This is a genomic window from Mesorhizobium sp. WSM4837 (assembly GCF_055811435.1).
In genome coordinates, this window is record NZ_JBVVQE010000006.1 from 29933 (window position 1) to 49453 (window position 19521).

Genomic DNA, 19521 nt, shown 5'->3' on the forward strand with positions numbered 1-19521 from the left:
TGGACGATGTGAAAAGTTTCCGGATTCCCTGATATCGCAACGTAGGAACCGGGGAGGTATTGGACATCATCAAATTCACTTGAGAAAGAAAACCTGAAGTCTCAGTGCATTCTAGACACCTACATGTCTTCATTTTAGCGCTGATGGTTAACGAATGAGGTGTTCCAGTGAGTATAGGATTTCATCCTACAAATTTGAACTCTGCTCTTTCATCGCAACGGAGGGTACTTGTCGCGGGCGGGGCCGGCTTTCTCGGATCACATCTGTGCGAACGTCTTTTGCAAGACGGCCATTCTGTTATCTGCGTAGACAATTTTTCCACGGGGCGGCTTGAGAATTTGCGCCACCTCCTGAACTACGACACGTTCAGCTTTGTGCGCCACGATATCGTGGAACGGCTCGATCTGCCGGTCAACGAGATCTACAATCTCGCCTGCCCGGCTTCACCGCCGCACTATCAGGCCGACCCGGTCCATACGTTGAAGACGAACGTGATCGGGTCGCTCAATCTTCTGGAACTGGCAGCACATTACCAGGCGCGGATTTTCCAGGCTTCCACCTCGGAAGTCTACGGCGATCCCCATGTGCATCCGCAGCCCGAAAGCTATTGGGGCAATGTCAATTCCTTCGGTCCGCGCTCTTGTTATGACGAAGGAAAGCGCTCTGCCGAGACTCTGTTCTACGATTTTCATCAGCAATACGGCGTCGACATCCGTATCGTGCGCATCTTCAACACCTATGGTCCGCGCATGCGCCTGGATGACGGCCGGGTCGTTTCCAACTTCATCGTGCAGGCGCTCAAGGGCGAAGACATCACCGTTTACGGCGACGGGTCGCAGACCCGTTCCTTCTGTTACGTGGACGATCTGATCGAAGGCTTCTACCGGCTCATGTACAGCCCTCAGGCGATCCATACGCCTGTCAACATCGGCAATCCCGGCGAATTTACAGTCGGTGAGTTGGCCGAGCAGATCGTGGGAATGACCGGCTCGAGCTCCAAAGTCGTCTATCACCCGTTGCCCGTGGACGATCCGCGCCAGCGTCGGCCCGACATCACAGTGGCCCAGAGAGAACTTGGATGGGAGCCGACCGTGGCGTTGGCCGATGGGCTGAAGTCAACGATCGCTTATTTCGAACGGCAGTTGAGGAAGCCCTCCGGAAAGCTGGCGGAGGCCGCCTGATGTCCGGCAAGAACGTACTTGTCGTTGGTGGGGCCGGCTTTATCGGCAGCCATACAGCCAAGCTTTTGGCCAGGCAGAGTTATGATCCGATTGTCTACGACAATCTATCCACGGGTCACCGGTCAGCCGTCCGATGGGGCGCCTTCGTTGAAGGCAACATCCTTGATTCGGAGCGGTTGACCCACGTCATGGATGAGTATCGCCCTATCGGGGTGATCCATTTTGCTGCATCGGCCTATGTCGGCGAATCCGTAGAGAAACCGGCAAAATATTATCAGAACAACGTCAACGGGACCCAATCGCTGCTGGACGCCTGCCAGAGAAGCGGAACGCGCAATATCATCTTCTCGTCAAGCTGCGCCACCTACGGCATTCCGGATCGCTTGCCGATCCGCGAAGGCGAGAGCCAGCGCCCGATCAATCCTTATGGACGCACGAAGCTCATCGCGGAGCAAATGCTTGCCGATTATTCGGCTGCCTATGCGCTGCGCTACGTGGCGCTGCGTTATTTCAATGCGTCCGGCGCGGATATCGACGGGGAAATCGGCGAAACCCACGATCCAGAAACACATCTCATTCCGCGAGCCATGATGGCCGCTGCAGGCAGGATCGATTTTCTCGAAGTCTATGGCCAGGATTACGATACGCCCGACGGCACCTGCATTCGCGACTATATTCATGTCGCGGATCTCGCGCGCGCGCATGTGCTGGCGCTCGAACATCTGATCAACGGCGGTGGCAATCTGGCCGTCAATCTTGGCAGCGGGCGTGGTACATCCATCAAGGAAATTCTCGAAGCGATCAGCCGGCTGACAGGTCGTAACGTGCCGGTCGAGATGCGCGCTCGTCGTGCGGGCGATCCTCCGGTGCTTTATGCCGATCCGGCGCTCGCTGCCGAAAAACTTGGCTTTCAGGCGCTCTATTCCGATCTCGATACGATCATTCGCACAGCGGCTCCCTTCTTCGGGCTCGATGTGCGCTCATGAGCACGTCGCGCATCGCGCTGTCCGTTGACAGGGAAGAACCCCTGATGGTGCCGGTCTTCACCGGCCGAAAGCGCGTCGAGTACATTATGGGCGCGGTTTTGTGGGCGATGGCCGTCGCATTCTTCTGGCAATGGTGGGTTTTCGGAGCCACCCACACCAACATGGCCGGCTCAATTCTGGTGACGGCGCTTCTGGCGTGGGTAACGCTTTTGCCAGTCTACTTCATCACCATTTTCTTCAATGCACGCCGGCCGCACGGACGACTGCGTATTTCCGCAGGAAGTCGCGTTGCCATGGTGGTCACCAAGGCTCCATCAGAACCTTTTGAGGTGGTGGCCGAAACCTTGCGGGCCATGTTAGCCCAGAACGTGCCTCACGACACGTGGCTGGCCGATGAGGATCCATCGCCCGCAACGCTCGCATGGTGTCGCGAACATGGCGTATTCGTTTCCACCCGCAAAAATCGCGCCGATTACCATCGCCAGTCCTGGCCCCGCCGCACACGCTGCAAGGAAGGCAACCTGGCTTTCTTCTACGATCATTATGGCTACGACCAATATGATTTTGTGTCGCAGCTCGATGCCGATCATGTTCCCGAACCGGACTACCTATATAACATGTTGCGGCCTTTTGCCGACCCGACAATCGGTTATGTTTCCGCGCCCAGCATTTGCGATCGCAATGCACATGAAAGCTGGTCCGCGCGTGGCCGCCTCTACATCGAAGCGAGCATGCATGGGTCACTGCAAGCCGGATACAACAATGGCTTCGCGCCGGTATGCATCGGATCGCACTATGCGGTGCGCACTGCAGCACTGAAGGAAATCGGCGGGCTGGGGCCAGAACTCGCCGAGGATCATTCCACAACGCTCTTCATGAATGCCTATGGCTGGCGAGGGGCTCACGCGCTTGATGCCATCGCCCATGGCGACGGCCCACGGACGTTTGCCGATCTTGTAACGCAGGAGTTCCAGTGGTCGCGGAGCCTGGTGACGATCCTGTTGCAATACTCACCAAAACTGATCGGACACTTGCCGCTGCGTTTGAAGGTTCAATTCATATTTTCGCAGTTCTGGTACCCGCTTTACGCCTTCTTTCTTGCTCTGACATTCCTGTTGCCCGTGATTGTGCTGGTCAAGGGCGATAATTTCGTCAACGTCACTTACCTAGAGTTTCTGCTCCATTTCATGCCGCAGTCGCTTATGATCCTGCTTTTGGCATTCTGGTGGCGGTCGAGTCGCACATTTCGGCCTATCGACGGCAAGATTTTCAGTTGGGAAGCGATGCTGTTTCTGCTGGCGCGCTGGCCGTGGGTTCTGGCTGGGACCTTTGCCGCGTTCCGTGACTGGATGACCGGATCCTTTGTTGATTTTCGCGTCACGCCAAAAGGCACGTCCGAAGTCGATCCGCTACCGTTCCGCGTGCTGGCACCGTATGCCTTCGTGGTCCTGATCTCCATTCTGCCGGTCGTGTTCATGCAGGATGCGTATCAAACGCGCGGCTTTTTCGTCTTCGCCATCATCAATGCATGCTTTTACTTGCTGCTGATCTTCATGATCTTGCTGCAGCATGGCCGGGAGAATGACGTGCGGATGAAAAGCCGCGCCTATCGCCCCGCGCTGGCAAGCAGCTTCATGGCCCTTTTGATGGTTACCAGCTTCGCCACGGTCGAGCGTGGACGCGACGGCATCGAGGCGCTCGCCTGGGGAACCAAAAGCTTTTCCCTGTTCGACGACAGCTTCTCAATTGCAGGGGCAGGCGTCGGTGGTCGCGCTGTTCACAAGACCATCTTCAATCCACGTTGGCGCACTCCCAGCAATTCAAATCAGCGATAGAAGGCAATCAACACATGAAGATCGCAATCATTGGAACAGGCTATGTCGGTTTGGTCAGCGGCACATGCCTGGCCGCACTGCCTCATGCGACCGGACACGCCCATCGAGGACAAACGGCGGGCGCCGCTCATCTCGATATGGCAGGAGGTTCCGGTGGCACCTTCTAAATCTGAAAGGACTCTATTGCTGTCAGGTTTCCGGATGCTGACAGCAGTCGCTTGGGCAGTGTCCTGCATTGCCGCACCGGCCTTTGCCTCTTCCTCACAGGTTTCCGTTCTGCCGGAAGGGGCACGTCGCATGACAGCAGGCGAAATCTACGATCTCTATAGAGACAAGAGCTGGCAGTGGGACAGCGGAGCCGGACGAATGGTGGGCGCGGACCGGCAATTTTCCGCATGGACCGACGGTGAGACGGGCAAATCCTGGGCGGAAGGCCGCTGGATCATCACCGAGACAGGTGGGATGTGTCTCAACGCGACATGGCATTCCGAACAGGGTGTATTTCCCGCCAAGACCTGCTTTTCGCATCGCATCGATAATGGAACGATCTATCAGAAGCGCGAGCCCGGTGGTGAGTGGTATGCGTTCCGTAACGCCGAGGTCCACCAAGGCGACGAGGCCAGCAAGCTAGTGTCCACCGATCTGGTTTCCCGTCAACTCGATGCCATCAAAGCCGCGCTTGGTGCGGCACAGCAATCTGAACAGTAAGAAAGGGAGGGGTCCTTGAAAAGTCTCTTTAAACTATCAGCAGCCTTGCTTTGCGGCTTATGCATTTCCGGTGGTGTTTATGCAGCCAGCGGCGTGTCGGGAGCGAGTGTCGACAGCCGCAATCAGTTTCGGGACAAGCGTCCCATCATCACGGCTGACTCCGTAACCCCCGGCGCCTACGATCCGCATGCGGATTATACCAACGATTCCAACTCAAAAATCGAACACCTTTTTCTTCCCTGGGAAGATGTGGATCTGGCAACGCTCAGCGCCGCAGATGCCTATGCGCGTGAGCGTGGACGTTCCCTGTTGATCACGGTCGAGCCGTGGTCCTGGGCGCGGGACTGGCGTGTAGGTCCCGAGGATTTGCTCGCCGGGATTTTGGGCGGGCGCTACGATGCCAATATGTCAGCGGTCTGCTCTGCGGCGGCGCAGCTGAAAAGCCCCGTCACTATCCGCTGGGCGCAGGAAATGGAAGATAATGACGGGCAATTCACCTGGGCTTTCTGGAAGCCTGAAGGTTATGTGAACGCCTACAGGCATGCCATCGACATATGCCGCAAGCACCTTCCGTCGGCCCAATACATGTGGTCACCGAAAGGAGAAGAAGGACTGGAAGCTTTCTATCCTGGCGACAAGTATGTCGACATTATCGGTCTGTCCGTCTTTGGCTATCAGCCCTATGACAAGCTGGAGGTCGGTCGTGATACGACTTTTGTGGAGCGCACAAAGCCGGGTTATGACCGTGTGACGGGCTTCGGCAAACCGATCGCCATTGCGGAGCTTGGCTACGAAGGTAACGACGAATATGCTCGTGACTGGGCCGCGGAAGCAAACAAGCCGCATGCCGAGTTCCCGGACATGACAGCCGTTGTCTACTTCAACGATCTTGAAGTCTATCCATGGCCGAGGAAGGTTGGCCGGCCCGATTGGCGCGTGGCCAACCATCCGCTGGACTGATCCAAGTCGTTCGACAGAGTGGTTCGGCTTTCACCAGATGGCCGAACCGCTCCATCCCTTTATTTCTATGCGGTTCCAACGCAGGACTCTTACGCAGTCTTACTGGAATTGCCTTGGTGGAGAGGAAGTAAAATGTTTTCGATCCGTTCGATTATCTCAAGTGCGGTGCTGTTTGTGTTCTTGCTTGCAGGCAATGCCTACGCCGCTCCCAAACAACCGGCGGGCGACGCTATAGAAAAACGCGCCGCTGCCGCGACGCCGATGAGGGCCTCAGCGGTTGAAAAGCTCTATGCCGGCCGCACCTGGAAATGGCAAAACGGCGGCGGGTTCTATTCTGCGGAGACAACTGCTCGCGGGCTGTTCTCTGCAAATAGGAAGCCGTTCGCCGCTTGGTCGCGCAAACGGGCAGCATGGTCCTATGCGGAGGGAAACTGGTATGCGACCAATGGGGGCAAGCTCTGTATGCGCGCTATCTGGACCAGCAAAGTAGCGAAAGGGAGTCTGGCCAGAAACGGTGCAATCACATGTTTCCTGCACCGTGAAAAACATGGCGTCGTTTATCAGAAGCCTTCCACCGGTGGGAAATGGTATGTCTTTCGTCACAATCCCGCTCGCCGGGACGATGAGGCGCGCAAACTGGTCAAAGGTAATCGGGTAAGCAAAGAAGTTTCGCATCTTAAGGCGAATTCTCGATAACCGCGCAAAAACGGAGCCGCCGCGGCTTCAGGCTCAGGCGCGGCGGCTTCTGTCAAAACCAGGTCCAACATTAAACGCCCGGCTGATTCGAGCCCCTTCGAGTGTAGCAACGCGCTTTCTGACCAAAGCCGCTCGGAGTGCAGACATAGCTGTTGCTGTTCAAGTACCGGGATGCTGATATTTTAACGACCTTGCCGACGGGTTTCTTGTTGTAGCGAACATCGTTGTTAACCCGATATTTGACAAGGTAGACGGACCGTGTCTCTCTCTCTGGCTTACGCAATTCGCCTGCTCGCGCGTTTGCGCCGAGAGCCACGGAAAAAGCAAGCCCGATCGCTGCAATCGCCACTCTTCTAAAACGGTTCCGATGCGCAGTAGAAAACGTCATGTGCTAGCCTCCAATGTTTTGTTCTGGAGTGCGTTGTACCCACAGGACTTTAGGTTCTGGTTTGAACTATCTTGATAAATTTAGACAAAATGTTGCATTCCTCATGCAGAGAGATCGGCCTTGGACTTGGCTTCGGCGAGAGCGTGCCGGCATCGACAGCTCCTGCAGGCAGTCATCGCGCGGGCCTGCAGGAATTCTGTGCGCGAGGCCATGATGATGGAAAGGAAAGAATCATCGCTTGGCTATCGAGAAACTGCTGGACCAGCTGCTTGCTGGTCGACACGCCTTGCACATACAACCCCGCAAGCGTGGCCACCAAGGCCCGCTCCGAACGCTGGCAACGCTCGAACAGCCCGGTGGAGAAGCGGCCAACCCGGTCCTACGGAATCCGCAGCTCAAGCTTGCCGACGCGGGTGACAAGGGTGCGGCCGTAATAAACTCGAGCGGTAGCCGAGCCGCTCCAGCGTCCACTCGCCTTCGAGGCACTCAGCGCCTCATCCCGCCGCGCCCCATTGGATTCGAGAAAAGGGCTGCCACCGATCGGCCACCAGTGCAACACGCTCGCCATGGGATCGGGCGGCTACCGTTTCAGCGATTATCCACATTTGGGACTGCTGCTATCGTTCCTCGTCGTCATTGTTGCCGTGCCGATGCTCATGATCGTTTGGCCAATGAGCTGATATACGGCGGACGGATCAATCCTGGCGGCCTTCGCGGTCCACAGTTCGGAAAATGCCGGATTGGCTGGGGCGCCAGGATTCGAACCTGGGATTGTCGGTACCAAAAACCGATGCCTTACCACTTGGCTACGCCCCAGCAGTCGGAACATGCCCGCTGCGCGCGGCCTTATAGGACGAGCCGACGGAAAGCTCAATGGCGAGAATGGCAAGTGTCGAGAACGGAAAGTGCGCGGAACTGATCCACCGGTTCCCGCAGATTGGCGTCGCGTATCATCGTCTGCTGTCGGGCGATGGCATCTATTCACCCCAACTGCCATTTCATTGCCGGCCGGATCGAAGAAATGGAACCGCCTGCCGCCGGGAGTGAGAAGATCGGCTTGGGGTCGTGCCGCCGGCATTTTCGACGGCGCCCAGCGTTTCGAGTTCTCCGGTCAGTCACATGGCGTTATCGCTAGTTCCTGTTTTGTCCTCCTTCAACTGGCGGTCGAGCCGCAAGTCTTTTTGTCATCGCTTTTTCTTAATCGATTGTAGAAGCCGGCTGGCTTGCCGACGGCTTGCCTTTCGCACTGCAGCATCATATCGCTCGTGCAGGGACACGGCGGAACTTCGGCTTCGTCAATCTTTTCAATCTCCTGCAACCGGAGAGCAAGCATGACCAAATGGGTCTACACCTTTGGCGACGGCGCTGCAGAAGGCCGTGCCGGCGACAGGAACCTGCTGGGCGGCAAGGGCGCCAATCTGGCCGAAATGTGCAGCCTGGGCCTGCCGGTGCCGCCGGGCTTCACCATCACCACCGAGGTCTGTAACGCCTACTACGCCAACGGCCGCACCTACCCGGCCTCGCTAGAGGCGGACGTCGCGGTTGCGCTTGACCACATCGGCCGGCTGACCGGGCGCCGTTTCGGCGATCCCTCAAAACTGCTTTTGGTGTCGGTGCGTTCCGGTGCCCGCGCTTCGATGCCCGGCATGATGGACACCGTGCTCAATCTCGGCCTGAACGACGAGACGGTCGAGGCACTGGCCGCCGATTCAGGCGACGCCCGCTTTGCCTATGACAGCTACCGGCGTTTCATCCAGATGTATTCCGATGTCGTCATGGGCCTCGACCATGAGGTGTTCGAGGAAATCCTCGAAGACCAGAAGGGCGGGCTCGGCCATGAACTCGATACCGATCTGAGCGCCATCGAATGGCAGGGCGTGATCGCGCTCTACAAGGCCAAGGTCGAGGAGGAACTCGGCAAGCCGTTTCCGCAAGATCCGAACGAGCAGCTCTGGGGCGCGATCGGCGCCGTGTTTTCGAGCTGGATGAACAACCGCGCCATCACCTACCGGCGCCTGCACGACATTCCCGAAAGCTGGGGCACCGCGGTCAACGTCCAGGCCATGGTCTTCGGCAATATGGGCGAGACCTCGGCCACCGGCGTCGCCTTCACCCGCAATCCGTCGACCGGCGAAAAGATGCTCTATGGCGAGTTCCTGGTGAATGCGCAGGGCGAGGATGTCGTCGCCGGCATCCGCACGCCGCAAAACATCACCGAGGCGGCGCGCATTGCCGCCGGCTCCGACAAGCCGTCGCTGCAGAAACTGATGCCGGAAGCCTTCCAGTCTTTCGTCACCATCTCCGACCGTCTGGAAAAGCACTACCGCGACATGCAGGATCTCGAATTCACCATCGAGCGCGGCAAATTGTGGATGCTGCAGACCAGGTCCGGCAAGCGCACCGCCAAGGCGGCGCTCAAAATCGCCGTCGAAATGGCGCGCGACAAGCTCATTTCAAAGGAGGAGGCCGTCGCCCGCATCGATCCGGCCTCGCTCGACCAGTTGCTGCATCCGACCATCGATCCGAAGGCGGCACGCGATGTCATCGGCATCGGTCTGCCCGCATCTCCGGGGGCAGCCACCGGCGAGATCGTGTTTTCCTCCAACGATGCCGAGGAGCTCAAGACGCAAGGCCGCAAGGCGATTCTCGTGCGCATCGAGACCAGTCCGGAGGACATCCACGGCATGCATGCGGCGGAAGGCATCCTGACCACGCGTGGCGGCATGACCAGCCACGCTGCGGTGGTGGCGCGCGGCATGGGCAAGCCCTGTGTGTCGGGCGCCGGCTCGCTGCGCGTCGACTACAGGGCCGGCACCCTGATGGCGATGGGATTGACGTTCCGCAAGGGCGATATCATCACCATCGACGGCGGCAACGGCCAGGTGCTGAAAGGCGCCGTACCGATGCTGCAGCCGGAGCTCTCGGGCGATTTCGCCGCCATCATGGAATGGGCCGATGCCGTGCGCCGCATGAAGGTGCGCACCAACGCCGAAACGCCGCTCGACGCGCGCATGGCGCGTTCCTTCGGCGCCGAAGGCATCGGGCTTTGCCGCACCGAGCACATGTTCTTCGAGGGCGACCGCATCGTTGCCATGCGCGAGATGATCCTGGCCGACACGGAAAAGGGCCGGCGAACGGCGCTCGCAAAACTCTTGCCCATGCAGCGCTCGGATTTCCTCGAATTGTTCGAGATCATGGCCGGCCTGCCGGTGACGATCCGCTTGCTCGATCCGCCGCTGCACGAATTCCTGCCCAAGACCGAGGAAGAGGTGGCCGAAGTCGCCGCCGCCATGAACCTGTCGCCCGACAAGCTCAGGCAGCGCACCGAAGCCCTGCACGAATTCAACCCGATGCTTGGCCATCGCGGCTGCCGGCTTGCGGTTTCCTATCCCGAAATCGCCGAGATGCAGGCGCGCGCCATTTTCGAGGCCGCCGTCGAAGCCGGCAGGAAGGCCGGCGCGCTGGTGGTCCCGGAAATCATGGTGCCGCTGGTCGGTCTGGTGAAGGAGCTCGACTACGTCAAGGCGCGGATCGATGCCGTCGCCAGGAGCGTGATGGAGGAAACCGGTGTCAAGATCACCTATCTTACCGGCACGATGATCGAACTGCCGCGCGCCGCGATCCGCGCCCAGGTCATCGCCGAGGCGGCCGAATTCTTCTCTTTCGGCACCAACGATCTGACCCAGACCACCTTCGGCATCTCACGCGACGATGCGGCCTCGTTCCTGGAGACCTATCGCCAGAAGGGCATCATCGAGCAGGATCCGTTCGTGTCGCTCGACATCGAGGGCGTCGGCGAACTGGTGCGGATGGCGGCCGAAAAAGGCAGGGCAACGCGGCCGGACATCAAGCTCGGCATTTGCGGCGAACATGGTGGCGATCCGGCGTCGATCCATTTCTGCGAGGAGATCGGCCTCGACTACGTGTCGTGCTCGCCCTACCGCGTGCCGATCGCCAGGCTGGCTGCCGCGCAGGCGGCGGTGCAGGCTGCCAAGAACGGTCGTGGGTAACGGGCCGACGTCGGCTTGGCCGTGCCAGCGTTTGATCGGCGGGACAGGCCACGAGCCGTCCCTGCTCAGGCTGGCCCTGCTCAGGCTGGCCCTGTTCAAGCTGGTTTGGCTTCGACCGTCACCTTGTTGGGATAGAACGCGCCGTGATCGCGGATTTCGATCATCTCGTCGAAAGGCCGCTCATAGGCCCACATCGCATCCCTGCCTGCTTCCGCGGCAGGCAGCACGCTCCAATAGCCCGCATCGCCCTTGAATGGGCAATGAGTCGACGAGTCCGTCCTGCGAAGCTGGTCGAAATCGATGTCTTCGAATGGAATGTAGAGGATCCCGGGGTAGGGGGATTCGGTCAACACCTTGGCCCTCCTGGACGAGGCAATGACCGCGTCGCCGGCGCGTACGGTCACAGTTCCGCTGTACGGCTCGATGGTAATGACTTTATCCGGGTTGCGCTGAAAGCCGGGTGACGGATTGGCGGTCTGGTCCATGACGGTTCTCCTTGCACGACCTAAGGTGTGTAGGGCGTGCGCGCTACGCAAGGTCGCTGTCGAATGCGGGGGCTCCATCGCCTTTTGGCGTTGAAGGATCTCTCGTCAAATCGAGCTTGGCTATGACCGATCAGGCGGCAGCCTGAAAGGCGTCCATCAGCCCGGCATAGGCGGCGGCGATACCGGCGACCGGATTGGTGCTTCGCGACGCGGTTTCGACCTTGAGCGCACCACCGCCGGTCGGCAAGGTAAGAAGCAGGAACTGGCGGTTGCCGCCATCGCCGACGCAAGCCGCGGCGACGTGCTGGCTTTCGCCTTCGTTCTGAACGCACATCTTGAACAGCAGCGTGCCGCCGACCGCCTCTAGGGCGCCGCCGACGACTTCGACGAATTCGTCCTCGGAAACGGTTTTGGCGTCCGGCACCAAATCGGCCAGGCTTTCGGCAAGCGAATCTTCGAGAGCTTTGTCGTCGAGCTGCGCGTCCATGCGAACCTCTTTCATTCGCCAATCACACCCCTACCATTAATCAAAGTTAATGTCGACAATGGCCGGATTGTGGCGGTTTTCCCTGCCTTTTTGAACAATGGGCTGCTTCTGCCCGGTCATGGCTGGACAATCCGCGTGTTCGTCCCACAATGGAACGAAAACCAATGGGGGAACGAAAACCCATGGGAGGAAAAGAATGCTCGGACTGATGCAGGAATGGCCGCTGCTTTGCCACAAGCTCATCGACAACGCAGCCAGGCAGCACGGCGAACGCGAGATTGTGTCGCGCTCGATCGAGGGCCCGATCGTCCGCACCACTTACGTCGAAATTCATCGCCGCGCCTTGCGGGTCGCCGAGCGGCTCGAGCGTGATGGCTTTGGGCTTGGCGACCGCATCGCCACATTGGCCTGGAATACGGCGCGCCACATCGAAGCCTGGTACGGCATCATGGGTGTCGGCGCGATCTATCACACGCTTAATCCGCGCCTGTTTCCCGAGCAGATCGCCTGGATCATGAACAATGCCGAGGACAAGGCGATCTTCGTCGATCTGACATTCGTGCCGCTGCTTGAAAAGCTCGCCGGCGCGGTCAAATCGCTCAGAAAGGTGATCGTGCTGACCGACAAGGCGCACATGCCGCAAACGGCGCTGCCGAATGCTGTTGCCTATGAGGAATGGCTTGACGAATCCGACGGCGCCTTCACCTGGAAGACGTTCGATGAAAACACCGCCGCCGGCATGTGCTACACCTCGGGCACGACAGGCGATCCGAAAGGCGTGCTCTACAGCCATCGCTCGAACGTGCTGCACGCCATGATTGCGGCGATGCCCGATGCGATGGGCCTCTCCTCGCGCGACACCATACTGCCGGTTGTGCCGATGTTCCACGCCAACGCCTGGGGCCTCGGCCAGAGCGGCCCGATGATCGGCGCCAAGCTGGTCATGCCTGGCTGCAAGATGGACGGCGCCTCGATCTATGAATTGCTCGACACCGAAAAGGTTACGTTCAGCGCCGCCGTGCCGACAGTGTGGTTGATGCTGCTGCAGTACCTGGAGGAGACCGGCAAGAAACTTCCCTATCTGAACAAGGTCGTTATCGGCGGCTCATCCTGCCCGCGTGCGATCACGGCAAAGTTCCAGGGCAATTACGATGTTGAGGTCATCCATGCATGGGGCATGACCGAAATGTCGCCGCTCGGCACGCTGTGTACCTTGAAGCCGGGCTATGCCGGGCTTGAGGGCGAAGCCCGGCTCGACGTCCAGAGCAAGCAGGGTTTTCCACCTTTCGGGGTCGAAATGAAGGTCACCGACGACGACGACAAGGAACTGCCTTGGGACGGCAGGACATTCGGGCGGCTGAAGGTCCGCGGACCGGCCGTCGCGCGTGCCTATTATGGCGGCATCGGATCCGAACAGTTCGATGAAGAAGGCTGGTTCGATACCGGTGATGTCGCCCATATCGACCCGGGCGGCTACATGCAGATCACCGATCGCGCCAAGGACGTCATCAAGTCGGGCGGCGAATGGATCTCGACCATCGAGCTCGAGAATCTCGCGATCGGTCACCCGGATGTGGCGGAGGCGGCCGCCATCGGCATCCAACATTCGAAATGGGGTGAACGGCCGTTGCTTGTCATCGTCCGCAAGCCTGGCCGCGAGCCGACCAAGACGGATATCCTCGCCTTCATGGACGGCAAGGTGGCGAAGTGGTGGATGCCGGATGACGTCGCCTTCGTCGGCGAAATTCCCCACACCGCTACCGGCAAGATCCAGAAGACAACCTTGCGCCGGCAGTTCAGGGACTACCGCCTGCCGACGGACTGACTGACATGACGTCTTTCGCTTTCAAGCCGCCGCTGGACGGCTTAAGCGCCGGTCCGGGGTGAAGCAGTGCTGAAAATGATGAAAACTCCCGAGCGACAGACGTCGAGGGCGGCCGGCTGGTCGCGGCGGACAGGCGCTTTTTCGGCGGTCCTTCTGCTGACGGTTCTCGTCGGCCACCGATATCAGCTTGTTGAAACGCCGGCTTTCCTTTGGGTGCTCGGCATTGTCGCGCTGCTTGCCGCCTTTGCGCTGTTGTTCGCCGGATTTGCCTTTTCGAGACTGTGGAATTTCGGCGACCGTGGCGGCCGCGATCTCACCGTCGGCACGGTGCTGGCACTGCTGGTGCTTGTTCCTTTTGGCATTGCCGCCTACTGGGCAGCGACTTCTCCGCCGCTCAGGGATATCTCGACGGATTTCGACGATCCGCCGGTGCTCGACACCAGCACCCGGACCGGTGATATGAACGCGCTTTCGCCACCGAACCCGGGCGAGCGGCGCCTGCAGGCCGAGACCTATCCGCTTGTCACCGGACGCAGCTACAATCTGCCTTTCGATCGGGTCCTGGAAGCAGTCGAAACCGTGCTTGATCGTCGGGACTGGCAGCTTGCGGCGCCGTTTCCGCGGGCGATCGGGCAGAGCGAGGTGACGATCAACGCCCTGGCCAGGAGCTTCATCCTCAGCCTTCCCGCCGACGTCGCCATCCGTGTGACCGACGATGGCGATGCGGTCATCGTCGACATGCGCTCGGCCTCGCGTTACGGCCGCTACGACCTTGGCGACAATGCGGCCCGCATCGTGGATTTCCTGGCCGAGCTGGATAAGGAAGTCGCCGGCCAGGTCGGCACGGCCCCGGCCGAGTGAATCGCTTTGACGCCACAGAAATGCGGCTGATACAATCACGGGTTGAGTATGCGGGCAGGCTATTCGCCGGGGTCGAATTCACCCTTGAGCAGGATTGTCTCCACCGGTCCAAGCGGATTGATGATCCGGCTCTCCAGGACTTCGACAAGCTTGCGTCCGACAGCCGCCATATCGACGGAATGAACTTCGATCTTTGCCGGCAGGAAGCGTGCCAGCCGTGTGCTGTCACGCGTGACGATGTGGACGTCGCTCCCCGGCGCAAGACCTCTTTTGCCAAGAGCGTGCAGCGCCCCCAGAAGGCCGAGTTCGTTGGCGCATGCCAAGCCTGTCGGCGGATCTGAACAAGCCAGCAAGCGATCGAACCAGGCTGCGCTCGATTCCATGGTGAACATGCCATGACCGATCAGCGCTTGGTCGATCGGAATGCCGGCCTCGGCCATTGCCCTTGCATAGCCGGAAAGACGCATGGCACTCGCCTGATCCTCTGGAACCAGAAGTTGCAGTGCAATGCGTCGACAGCCTTTGTCCATGAGCCGTCGGGTTGCCTCGTAGGCAATCTGTTCATTGTCGACATCGACATAAGGATAGGCGGTGTCCAGGTCGGTTCTTCCAAACGCGACGAATGGCATGCGTTGATCCAGCAGCAGCTTGACGCGCGGATCACCCGACACCAGGCGCGTGATGATCAGTCCGTCCGTGCTGCGCGCCTGGAGCTGCCGCTGCACGCTCTCGACGGGATCGTCGTCGGGCGTGGTGGAATAGATGGACAGACTATAACCGGCTTTTCGCGCCGCCAGCGTCATGCCTTCGATCAAAGGCAGCTTCAACAGATCGGAGAGATGGTCTCGGGTCTCCATCGGCAGCACTGCCGTCAGCGTCAGCGTTCGACCGGTTTTTAGCGCACGGCCATGATGATTTGGCAGATAGCCGACCCGCTTGGCCGCCTCCTTGACGCGGGCTATGGTCGAGGGCTGCACTTCCGGCCCATCCTTCAGAGCGCGGGACACTGTGGTCACCGAGAGGGAAAGTTCCGCCGCGATCTGCTTTAGATTGGCCATTGTTCGCCCGACTTCATTTGCGAAAGCGCCGGCTGACTTGCTGACCGCCATAACGTTACCGGATTCGACATCCCGGTCAATCCGAACGCCCGTCGCAAGCAGCTTGACTCCTGCGTATTCAGATGCAATCGTAACGTTACGATTACAAATAAATAGCCATTTCAGGCATTATTTGATCAAGTTGGGGAGGAGAACCTATGTCCTGGCTGCGCATTTCCTTAACAGCATTCGCCATCTCGGCTGCCTTGCCCGTCCATGCGCAAACACTCACCATCACGACCGCAGGCGGCGATTATGGCAACGCCATGAAAGAGGCCATGTGGGGCCCTGCTGCACAAGAGCTAGGCCATGATGTTCGCGAGGAGACGCTGAGCGACGGCCTGGCCGCCTTGAAGATGCAGGTCACCTCGGGGGCAGTTGCGACCGACATTATCCACCTCGGCTCGCCGGAAGGCGCCCAGGCCGCCGCTCAGTCGTTGCTGGAGCCGCTCGACTACAAGATCATCGATCCCAAATCCGTGCCGGAGGGTGCCGCGTCCGACTACTGCTATCCCTTCGATTCCTATGGCACCGTCCTGTCGTGGAACACCAAGACCTATGGCGAGAACCCGCCGAAGACCTGGGCCGAGTTCTGGGACGTAGCCAAATTCCCCGGCCGCCGCGCGTTGCGCGCCAATGCGCAGGACTCGATCGAGATCGCGCTTCTCTCCGAGGGCGTGGCGCCGGCGGACGTCTATTCCGTGCTCAGCACGCCGGAAGGGCTGGAGCGCGCCATCAAGCGGCTTGAAGCGATCAAACCAGATGTCGCCGTGTGGTGGACCTCGGGAGCCCAGTCCGCGCAGCTGCTGAAGGATGGTGAGGCGGATCTGGTCGTTACCTGGAACGGACGGGCAGAGACTGTGAAAAAAGATGGCGGCGCGGCCGACTACACGTTCAAGGGTTCGGTCATCGGCACGGACTGCCTCGGGGTGCCGAAGGGCGCGCCGAACAAGGAAGCCGCGATGAAGCTCATCGCAGCGATGACGCAGCCCGCGCGTGTTGCGAAGCTGACCGATTTCATCGCCTATGGCCCGGTCAATCCTGCGGCCTATGAGGGTGGCCTGATTCCCGAGGACCGTCTGAAGACGCTTGCGACCGCGCCTGAAAATGCCGGCACTTCGGTGTTTTCGAATTCGGAATGGTGGGTCAAGAACGGCGAGGCTGCCCAACAGGCCTTCGACGAGATGATGGCCCGCTGAGTCTCGGCTGACAAGGCTGGAGCAGATGATGAAGTCGCTCCCGATCACCATCGACAGCGTCAGCAAGGCTTACGGGTCCTACGTCGCACTGGATGATGTCTCGCTCGACATTCAAGCTGGCGAGTTCCTCACGCTGCTGGGGCCATCGGGATCGGGCAAGACCACGCTGCTCATGGCTCTGGCCGGTTTTGTCCGGCCGGATTCCGGCAAGCTGTTGTTGGGCGATCGCGACATCACCCGCCTGGCGCCGAACAAACGCGACATCGGCATCGTATTCCAGAATTACGCCTTGTTTCCCCACATGAATGTCCTGGCGAATGTCGCGTATCCGCTGGCGCTGCGCAAGACGCCGAGAGCGGAGGCGCGTCAGCGGGCGCTTGCCACCCTGGCCCGCGTCAAGCTGGATGGCCTGGCGGAGCGCAATGTTGCCGCACTGTCCGGCGGCCAGCGTCAACGGGTGGCATTGGCGCGGGCAATCGTCTTCGAACCGCGCGTGATGCTGATGGACGAGCCGCTGTCGGCGCTCGACAAGAATCTGCGCGAAACCATGCAGTACGAGATCCGGCGTCTGCACGATGACCTGGGGATCACCACAATCTATGTGACACACGACCAGCGCGAAGCGCTGATCATGTCCGACCGGATTGCGGTGATGAACTCCGGCCGCATCCAACAGATCGATACGCCGCAGCGGATCTATGATCGTCCGTCGACCCGCTTCGTCGCCGAGTTCATGGGCGAAGCAAACATTGTGCCGCCGGGCTCGGTGCGCAGGATCGACGGCGCCGAAGCGTCACGCGAGACCCTGATGATTCGCGCCGAAAGCTTCCATCTTGATGCCAAGCTCGCCGGGGCAGACGCAGTGGCTCTCGAAGGAACACTGCGCGCCAAGGCGTTCCGCGGCGAGAACTGGCTTTTGACGCTGGCGCTTGACGGTGGCCAGGAGGTCCTTGTCTGCATTCCGGCAGCACTGGCCGGCGGCTGCGCCGAGCTTGCCGCCGGTCAGCGGATGACCGCCTATGCACCAGCAGCGAAGGTTCACGCGATACCGGGAGCGCTGGCGTGACCGTCACCGCGGATCCAGCGCTCTTGGCGGATGCGCGCCGCGAGCGGCGGTTTTTTCTTTCGCTTTCGCTGCCGGCGCTGTTCATCGTTGGACTGGCGGCGATACTGCCCATCCTTTGGATCATCCGGCAATCTTTTTTGACCACAGGCGGTGAGTACACTGTCGGCAACTACGCCAAAGTGCTGTCGAGCGGACTGACATGGTCGGCGCTCGTCACCACCCTCGAACTGTCCCTCGGCACGCTGGCGATCTGCATTCTTCTGGGCATCCCGCTGGCACTCGCCTTGGCCAGCGCCAGACCAAGGGTGGCCAACGTGCTGATGGCCTTCGTCATGCTGCCGCTGTGGACCGCCATCCTGGTGCGCACCTATGGCTGGCTCGTGCTCTTGCGGCGTGATGGCCTGATCAACGCGGCCTTGACTGGTTCGGGCCTGACGGCGGAGCCTTTGCCGCTGGTCTACAACTTCACCGGGACGCTGATCGGCATGGTTCACTACATGCTGCCGATCTTTCTGCTGCCGGTTTATGCCGCGATGCGCGATATCGACCCAAACCTCGTTCGCGCGGCAGCGAGCATGGGAGCCACGCTCGGGCAGGTCATCCGCACCGTCATCATGCCGCTTTCGGCCGGCGGCATCTTCTCGGGTTCGGTCATCGTCCTCATCTATTCCATCGGTTTTTTCATCACGCCGGCGGTGCTTGGCGGCGGCAAGGTAAATCCTCTCTCCACCCGGATCGAGCGTGCGCTATCGACCTTTCAGGATTGGGGATCGGCGAGCGTCCTGGGCATTCTGCTCCTCGTTCTGATGGCGCTGATCGGTGTGATGCTGCTGGCGGCACGCCGCCTGCTGGCCCAGAACGCAGCGGCAGCCTCCCATGCTTGAAGCCTATCCGCAAAACAGGCTCGCCCGTATCGTCCTGTGGAGCTTTGCTGCTCTGGTCATGGCATTTCTGATGTTGCCGACGCTCGTGGTGGTGCCGCTTTCGTTTTCGGCGTCGAGCCTCCTCGAGTTTCCGCCGCAAGCCTACTCGTTGCGCTGGTACGAGAACTTCTTCGGCTCGGCGACGTGGATGGCAGCGCTCAGGACCAGCCTGATCCTCGGGACATTGACGGCGCTGATCGCGGTGCCTTTTGCGCTGCTCGCCTGCATCTCGATGAATCGGCTGGGCGGCAAGACCGCGGCTTCCATCCAGGGCGTCCTGCTCACCCCCTCGGTCACCCCCGGAATCCTGCTGGCGATCGGCCTCTTCTTTGTGCTGGCGGCGCAACGTCTGGTCGGAACGCTGTTCGGTGTGCTGGTCGGACATGTGGTGCTGGCTGTTCCGGTGGCGTGCATTGTGTTGTTGCCGGCCCTGGCTCGCTTCGACTGGAACCAGGTTCAGGCGGCGCGCAGCCTCGGCGCGGACTGGGCCAGGGCCATTGGCGGAATAATCGTTCCGCAACTTCGGCTCAGCCTGTTGTCGGCGACCTTGATGGCCTTCCTGACGTCGCTCGATGAGTCCGTGATTTCGATCTTCGTCGCAAGTGGTCGCAACAGCACGATGCCGAAGCTCATGTTCATCTCGCTGCGCGATCAGATCGATCCGACCATTGCGGCGATCTCGACATTGTGGACCGCTATTGTTGTGGTCGTCGTCGTGATCGTGGCCGTTCGCCAAAAATCCTGACCGAGACTGGAAGCATGCCCCAAAATCATCACGCGGCCGGTGCTCCGGCGGACCGATCGACTGACATCC

At 60.0% G+C, this 19521-nt stretch carries 17 protein-coding genes, 1 tRNA gene and 3 pseudogenes; 14 read left to right on the forward strand and 7 right to left on the reverse strand.

Translation table 11 applies throughout. From position 1 onward, the window contains the following. Window positions 1-167: 167 nt before the first annotated feature. The 6 genes from AC0L3D_RS05025 to AC0L3D_RS05050 all read left to right on the forward strand — a co-directional run bounded on the left by AC0L3D_RS05025 (window position 168) and on the right by AC0L3D_RS05050 (window position 6366). Window positions 168-1181: a UDP-glucuronic acid decarboxylase family protein gene (locus AC0L3D_RS05025; protein ID WP_473629722.1), complete on the forward strand. Its 1014-nt coding sequence runs from the start codon at window positions 168-170 to the stop codon at window positions 1179-1181. Continuing rightward, window positions 1181-2167 carry a UDP-glucose 4-epimerase GalE gene (gene galE / locus AC0L3D_RS05030; RefSeq protein ID WP_473629721.1) on the forward strand — a complete coding sequence of 329 codons (987 nt, stop codon included), beginning with the start codon at window positions 1181-1183 and terminating at the stop codon, window positions 2165-2167. The genes AC0L3D_RS05025 and galE overlap by 1 nt, the downstream gene beginning before the upstream one ends. Continuing rightward, window positions 2164-4002: a glycosyltransferase gene (locus tag AC0L3D_RS05035; RefSeq protein ID WP_473643305.1), complete on the forward strand. Its 1839-nt coding sequence runs from the start codon at window positions 2164-2166 to the stop codon at window positions 4000-4002. Before galE ends, AC0L3D_RS05035 begins: the two co-directional genes overlap by 4 nt. A gap of 201 nt (window positions 4003-4203) precedes the next feature. Beyond that, window positions 4204-4710 (forward strand): DUF995 domain-containing protein, encoded by a 507-nt coding sequence (locus AC0L3D_RS05040; protein WP_473643307.1) that lies wholly within the window; start codon window positions 4204-4206, stop codon window positions 4708-4710. Between the two features lie 15 nt (window positions 4711-4725). Next, entirely contained in the window at window positions 4726-5670 is a 945-nt protein-coding gene (locus AC0L3D_RS05045; protein WP_128169368.1) for a glycoside hydrolase family 26 protein, read from the forward strand. Between the two features lie 132 nt (window positions 5671-5802). After that, window positions 5803-6366, forward strand: coding sequence for a DUF995 domain-containing protein (locus AC0L3D_RS05050; RefSeq protein ID WP_473629719.1), 564 nt, complete (start codon window positions 5803-5805; stop codon window positions 6364-6366). A gap of 70 nt (window positions 6367-6436) precedes the next feature. Here the strand turns inward: AC0L3D_RS05050 and AC0L3D_RS05055 are convergent, their stop codons facing one another. Next, complete coding sequence (locus AC0L3D_RS05055) at window positions 6437-6754, reverse strand: hypothetical protein (RefSeq protein ID WP_128174332.1); 318 nt, start codon at window positions 6752-6754, stop codon at window positions 6437-6439. A gap of 268 nt (window positions 6755-7022) precedes the next feature. After that, window positions 7023-7262, reverse strand: a pseudogene (locus AC0L3D_RS05060) (transposase); the annotation flags it as partial. A gap of 22 nt (window positions 7263-7284) precedes the next feature. Between AC0L3D_RS05060 and AC0L3D_RS05065 the strand changes: the two are divergent. Beyond that, a pseudogene (locus AC0L3D_RS05065) lies at window positions 7285-7434 on the forward strand (SLC13 family permease); the annotation flags it as partial. 61 nt (window positions 7435-7495) lie between these two features. On the opposite strand, the gene AC0L3D_RS05070 reads toward AC0L3D_RS05065, so the two are convergent. Beyond that, window positions 7496-7570 (reverse strand) — tRNA-Gln (locus AC0L3D_RS05070). Window positions 7571-7742: 172 nt separating this feature from the next. Beyond that, a pseudogene (locus AC0L3D_RS05075) lies at window positions 7743-7854 on the reverse strand (VOC family protein); the annotation flags it as partial. A 231-nt stretch (window positions 7855-8085) separates the two neighbouring features. Between AC0L3D_RS05075 and ppdK the strand changes: the two are divergent. Next, window positions 8086-10764, forward strand: coding sequence for a pyruvate, phosphate dikinase (gene ppdK, locus AC0L3D_RS05080; protein ID WP_473629718.1), 2679 nt, complete (start codon window positions 8086-8088; stop codon window positions 10762-10764). Between the two features lie 95 nt (window positions 10765-10859). Here ppdK and AC0L3D_RS05085 read toward each other — a convergent pair whose 3' ends face one another. Both AC0L3D_RS05085 and AC0L3D_RS05090 read right to left on the reverse strand, forming a co-directional pair. Next, window positions 10860-11249 (reverse strand): DUF427 domain-containing protein, encoded by a 390-nt coding sequence (locus AC0L3D_RS05085; protein ID WP_473629717.1) that lies wholly within the window; start codon window positions 11247-11249, stop codon window positions 10860-10862. 130 nt (window positions 11250-11379) lie between these two features. Then, window positions 11380-11736, reverse strand: a complete 357-nt coding sequence (locus tag AC0L3D_RS05090) for a hypothetical protein (protein ID WP_023797902.1) — start codon at window positions 11734-11736, stop codon at window positions 11380-11382. 196 nt (window positions 11737-11932) lie between these two features. Between AC0L3D_RS05090 and AC0L3D_RS05095 the strand changes: the two genes are divergently transcribed. Both AC0L3D_RS05095 and AC0L3D_RS05100 read left to right on the forward strand, forming a co-directional pair. Further along, on the forward strand, window positions 11933-13561 hold the full coding sequence (locus tag AC0L3D_RS05095) for a fatty-acid--CoA ligase (protein WP_473629716.1): 1629 nt from the start codon (window positions 11933-11935) through the stop codon (window positions 13559-13561). 75 nt (window positions 13562-13636) lie between these two features. Beyond that, on the forward strand, window positions 13637-14422 hold the full coding sequence (locus AC0L3D_RS05100; protein WP_473643309.1) for a DUF1499 domain-containing protein: 786 nt from the start codon (window positions 13637-13639) through the stop codon (window positions 14420-14422). Window positions 14423-14481: 59 nt separating this feature from the next. Here the strand turns inward: AC0L3D_RS05100 and AC0L3D_RS05105 are convergent, their stop codons facing one another. Next, a complete protein-coding gene (locus tag AC0L3D_RS05105) occupies window positions 14482-15480 on the reverse strand; it encodes a LacI family DNA-binding transcriptional regulator (RefSeq protein WP_128169409.1) in 999 nt (332 codons plus the stop codon). 197 nt (window positions 15481-15677) lie between these two features. Between AC0L3D_RS05105 and AC0L3D_RS05110 the strand changes: the two genes are divergently transcribed. The 4 genes from AC0L3D_RS05110 to AC0L3D_RS05125 all read left to right on the forward strand — a co-directional run bounded on the left by AC0L3D_RS05110 (window position 15678) and on the right by AC0L3D_RS05125 (window position 19452). Beyond that, the gene (locus AC0L3D_RS05110) at window positions 15678-16718 is read left to right on the forward strand and encodes an ABC transporter substrate-binding protein (RefSeq protein ID WP_287344674.1); all 1041 of its coding nucleotides are present in this window, start codon (window positions 15678-15680) and stop codon (window positions 16716-16718) included. Window positions 16719-16746: 28 nt separating this feature from the next. Beyond that, window positions 16747-17784 (forward strand): ABC transporter ATP-binding protein, encoded by a 1038-nt coding sequence (locus AC0L3D_RS05115; protein ID WP_473643311.1) that lies wholly within the window; start codon window positions 16747-16749, stop codon window positions 17782-17784. Next, window positions 17781-18668: an ABC transporter permease gene (locus AC0L3D_RS05120; RefSeq protein WP_473643313.1), complete on the forward strand. Its 888-nt coding sequence runs from the start codon at window positions 17781-17783 to the stop codon at window positions 18666-18668. Before AC0L3D_RS05115 ends, AC0L3D_RS05120 begins: the two co-directional genes overlap by 4 nt. A 148-nt stretch (window positions 18669-18816) precedes the next feature. Next, window positions 18817-19452: an ABC transporter permease gene (locus AC0L3D_RS05125; protein ID WP_473643315.1), complete on the forward strand. Its 636-nt coding sequence runs from the start codon at window positions 18817-18819 to the stop codon at window positions 19450-19452. The last annotated feature ends 69 nt before the right edge of the window (window positions 19453-19521 follow it).

Excerpts from the sequence above, each read along its gene's own strand:
- galE (WP_473629721.1), top strand. The coding sequence starts at position 1,181 with ATGTCCGGCAAGAACGTACTTGTCGTTGGTGGGGCCGGCTTTATCGGC.
- AC0L3D_RS05035 (WP_473643305.1), top strand. The coding sequence starts at position 2,164 with ATGAGCACGTCGCGCATCGCGCTGTCCGTTGACAGGGAAGAACCCCTG.
- AC0L3D_RS05040 (WP_473643307.1), top strand. The coding sequence starts at position 4,204 with ATGCTGACAGCAGTCGCTTGGGCAGTGTCCTGCATTGCCGCACCGGCC.
- AC0L3D_RS05050 (WP_473629719.1), top strand. The coding sequence starts at position 5,803 with ATGTTTTCGATCCGTTCGATTATCTCAAGTGCGGTGCTGTTTGTGTTC.
- AC0L3D_RS05055 (WP_128174332.1), bottom strand. The coding sequence starts at position 6,754 with ATGACGTTTTCTACTGCGCATCGGAACCGTTTTAGAAGAGTGGCGATT.
- ppdK (WP_473629718.1), top strand. The coding sequence starts at position 8,086 with ATGACCAAATGGGTCTACACCTTTGGCGACGGCGCTGCAGAAGGCCGT.
- AC0L3D_RS05085 (WP_473629717.1), bottom strand. The coding sequence starts at position 11,249 with ATGGACCAGACCGCCAATCCGTCACCCGGCTTTCAGCGCAACCCGGAT.
- AC0L3D_RS05090 (WP_023797902.1), bottom strand. The coding sequence starts at position 11,736 with ATGGACGCGCAGCTCGACGACAAAGCTCTCGAAGATTCGCTTGCCGAA.
- AC0L3D_RS05095 (WP_473629716.1), top strand. The coding sequence starts at position 11,933 with ATGCTCGGACTGATGCAGGAATGGCCGCTGCTTTGCCACAAGCTCATC.
- AC0L3D_RS05100 (WP_473643309.1), top strand. The coding sequence starts at position 13,637 with ATGATGAAAACTCCCGAGCGACAGACGTCGAGGGCGGCCGGCTGGTCG.
- AC0L3D_RS05105 (WP_128169409.1), bottom strand. The coding sequence starts at position 15,480 with ATGGCCAATCTAAAGCAGATCGCGGCGGAACTTTCCCTCTCGGTGACC.
- AC0L3D_RS05110 (WP_287344674.1), top strand. The coding sequence starts at position 15,678 with ATGTCCTGGCTGCGCATTTCCTTAACAGCATTCGCCATCTCGGCTGCC.
- AC0L3D_RS05115 (WP_473643311.1), top strand. The coding sequence starts at position 16,747 with ATGAAGTCGCTCCCGATCACCATCGACAGCGTCAGCAAGGCTTACGGG.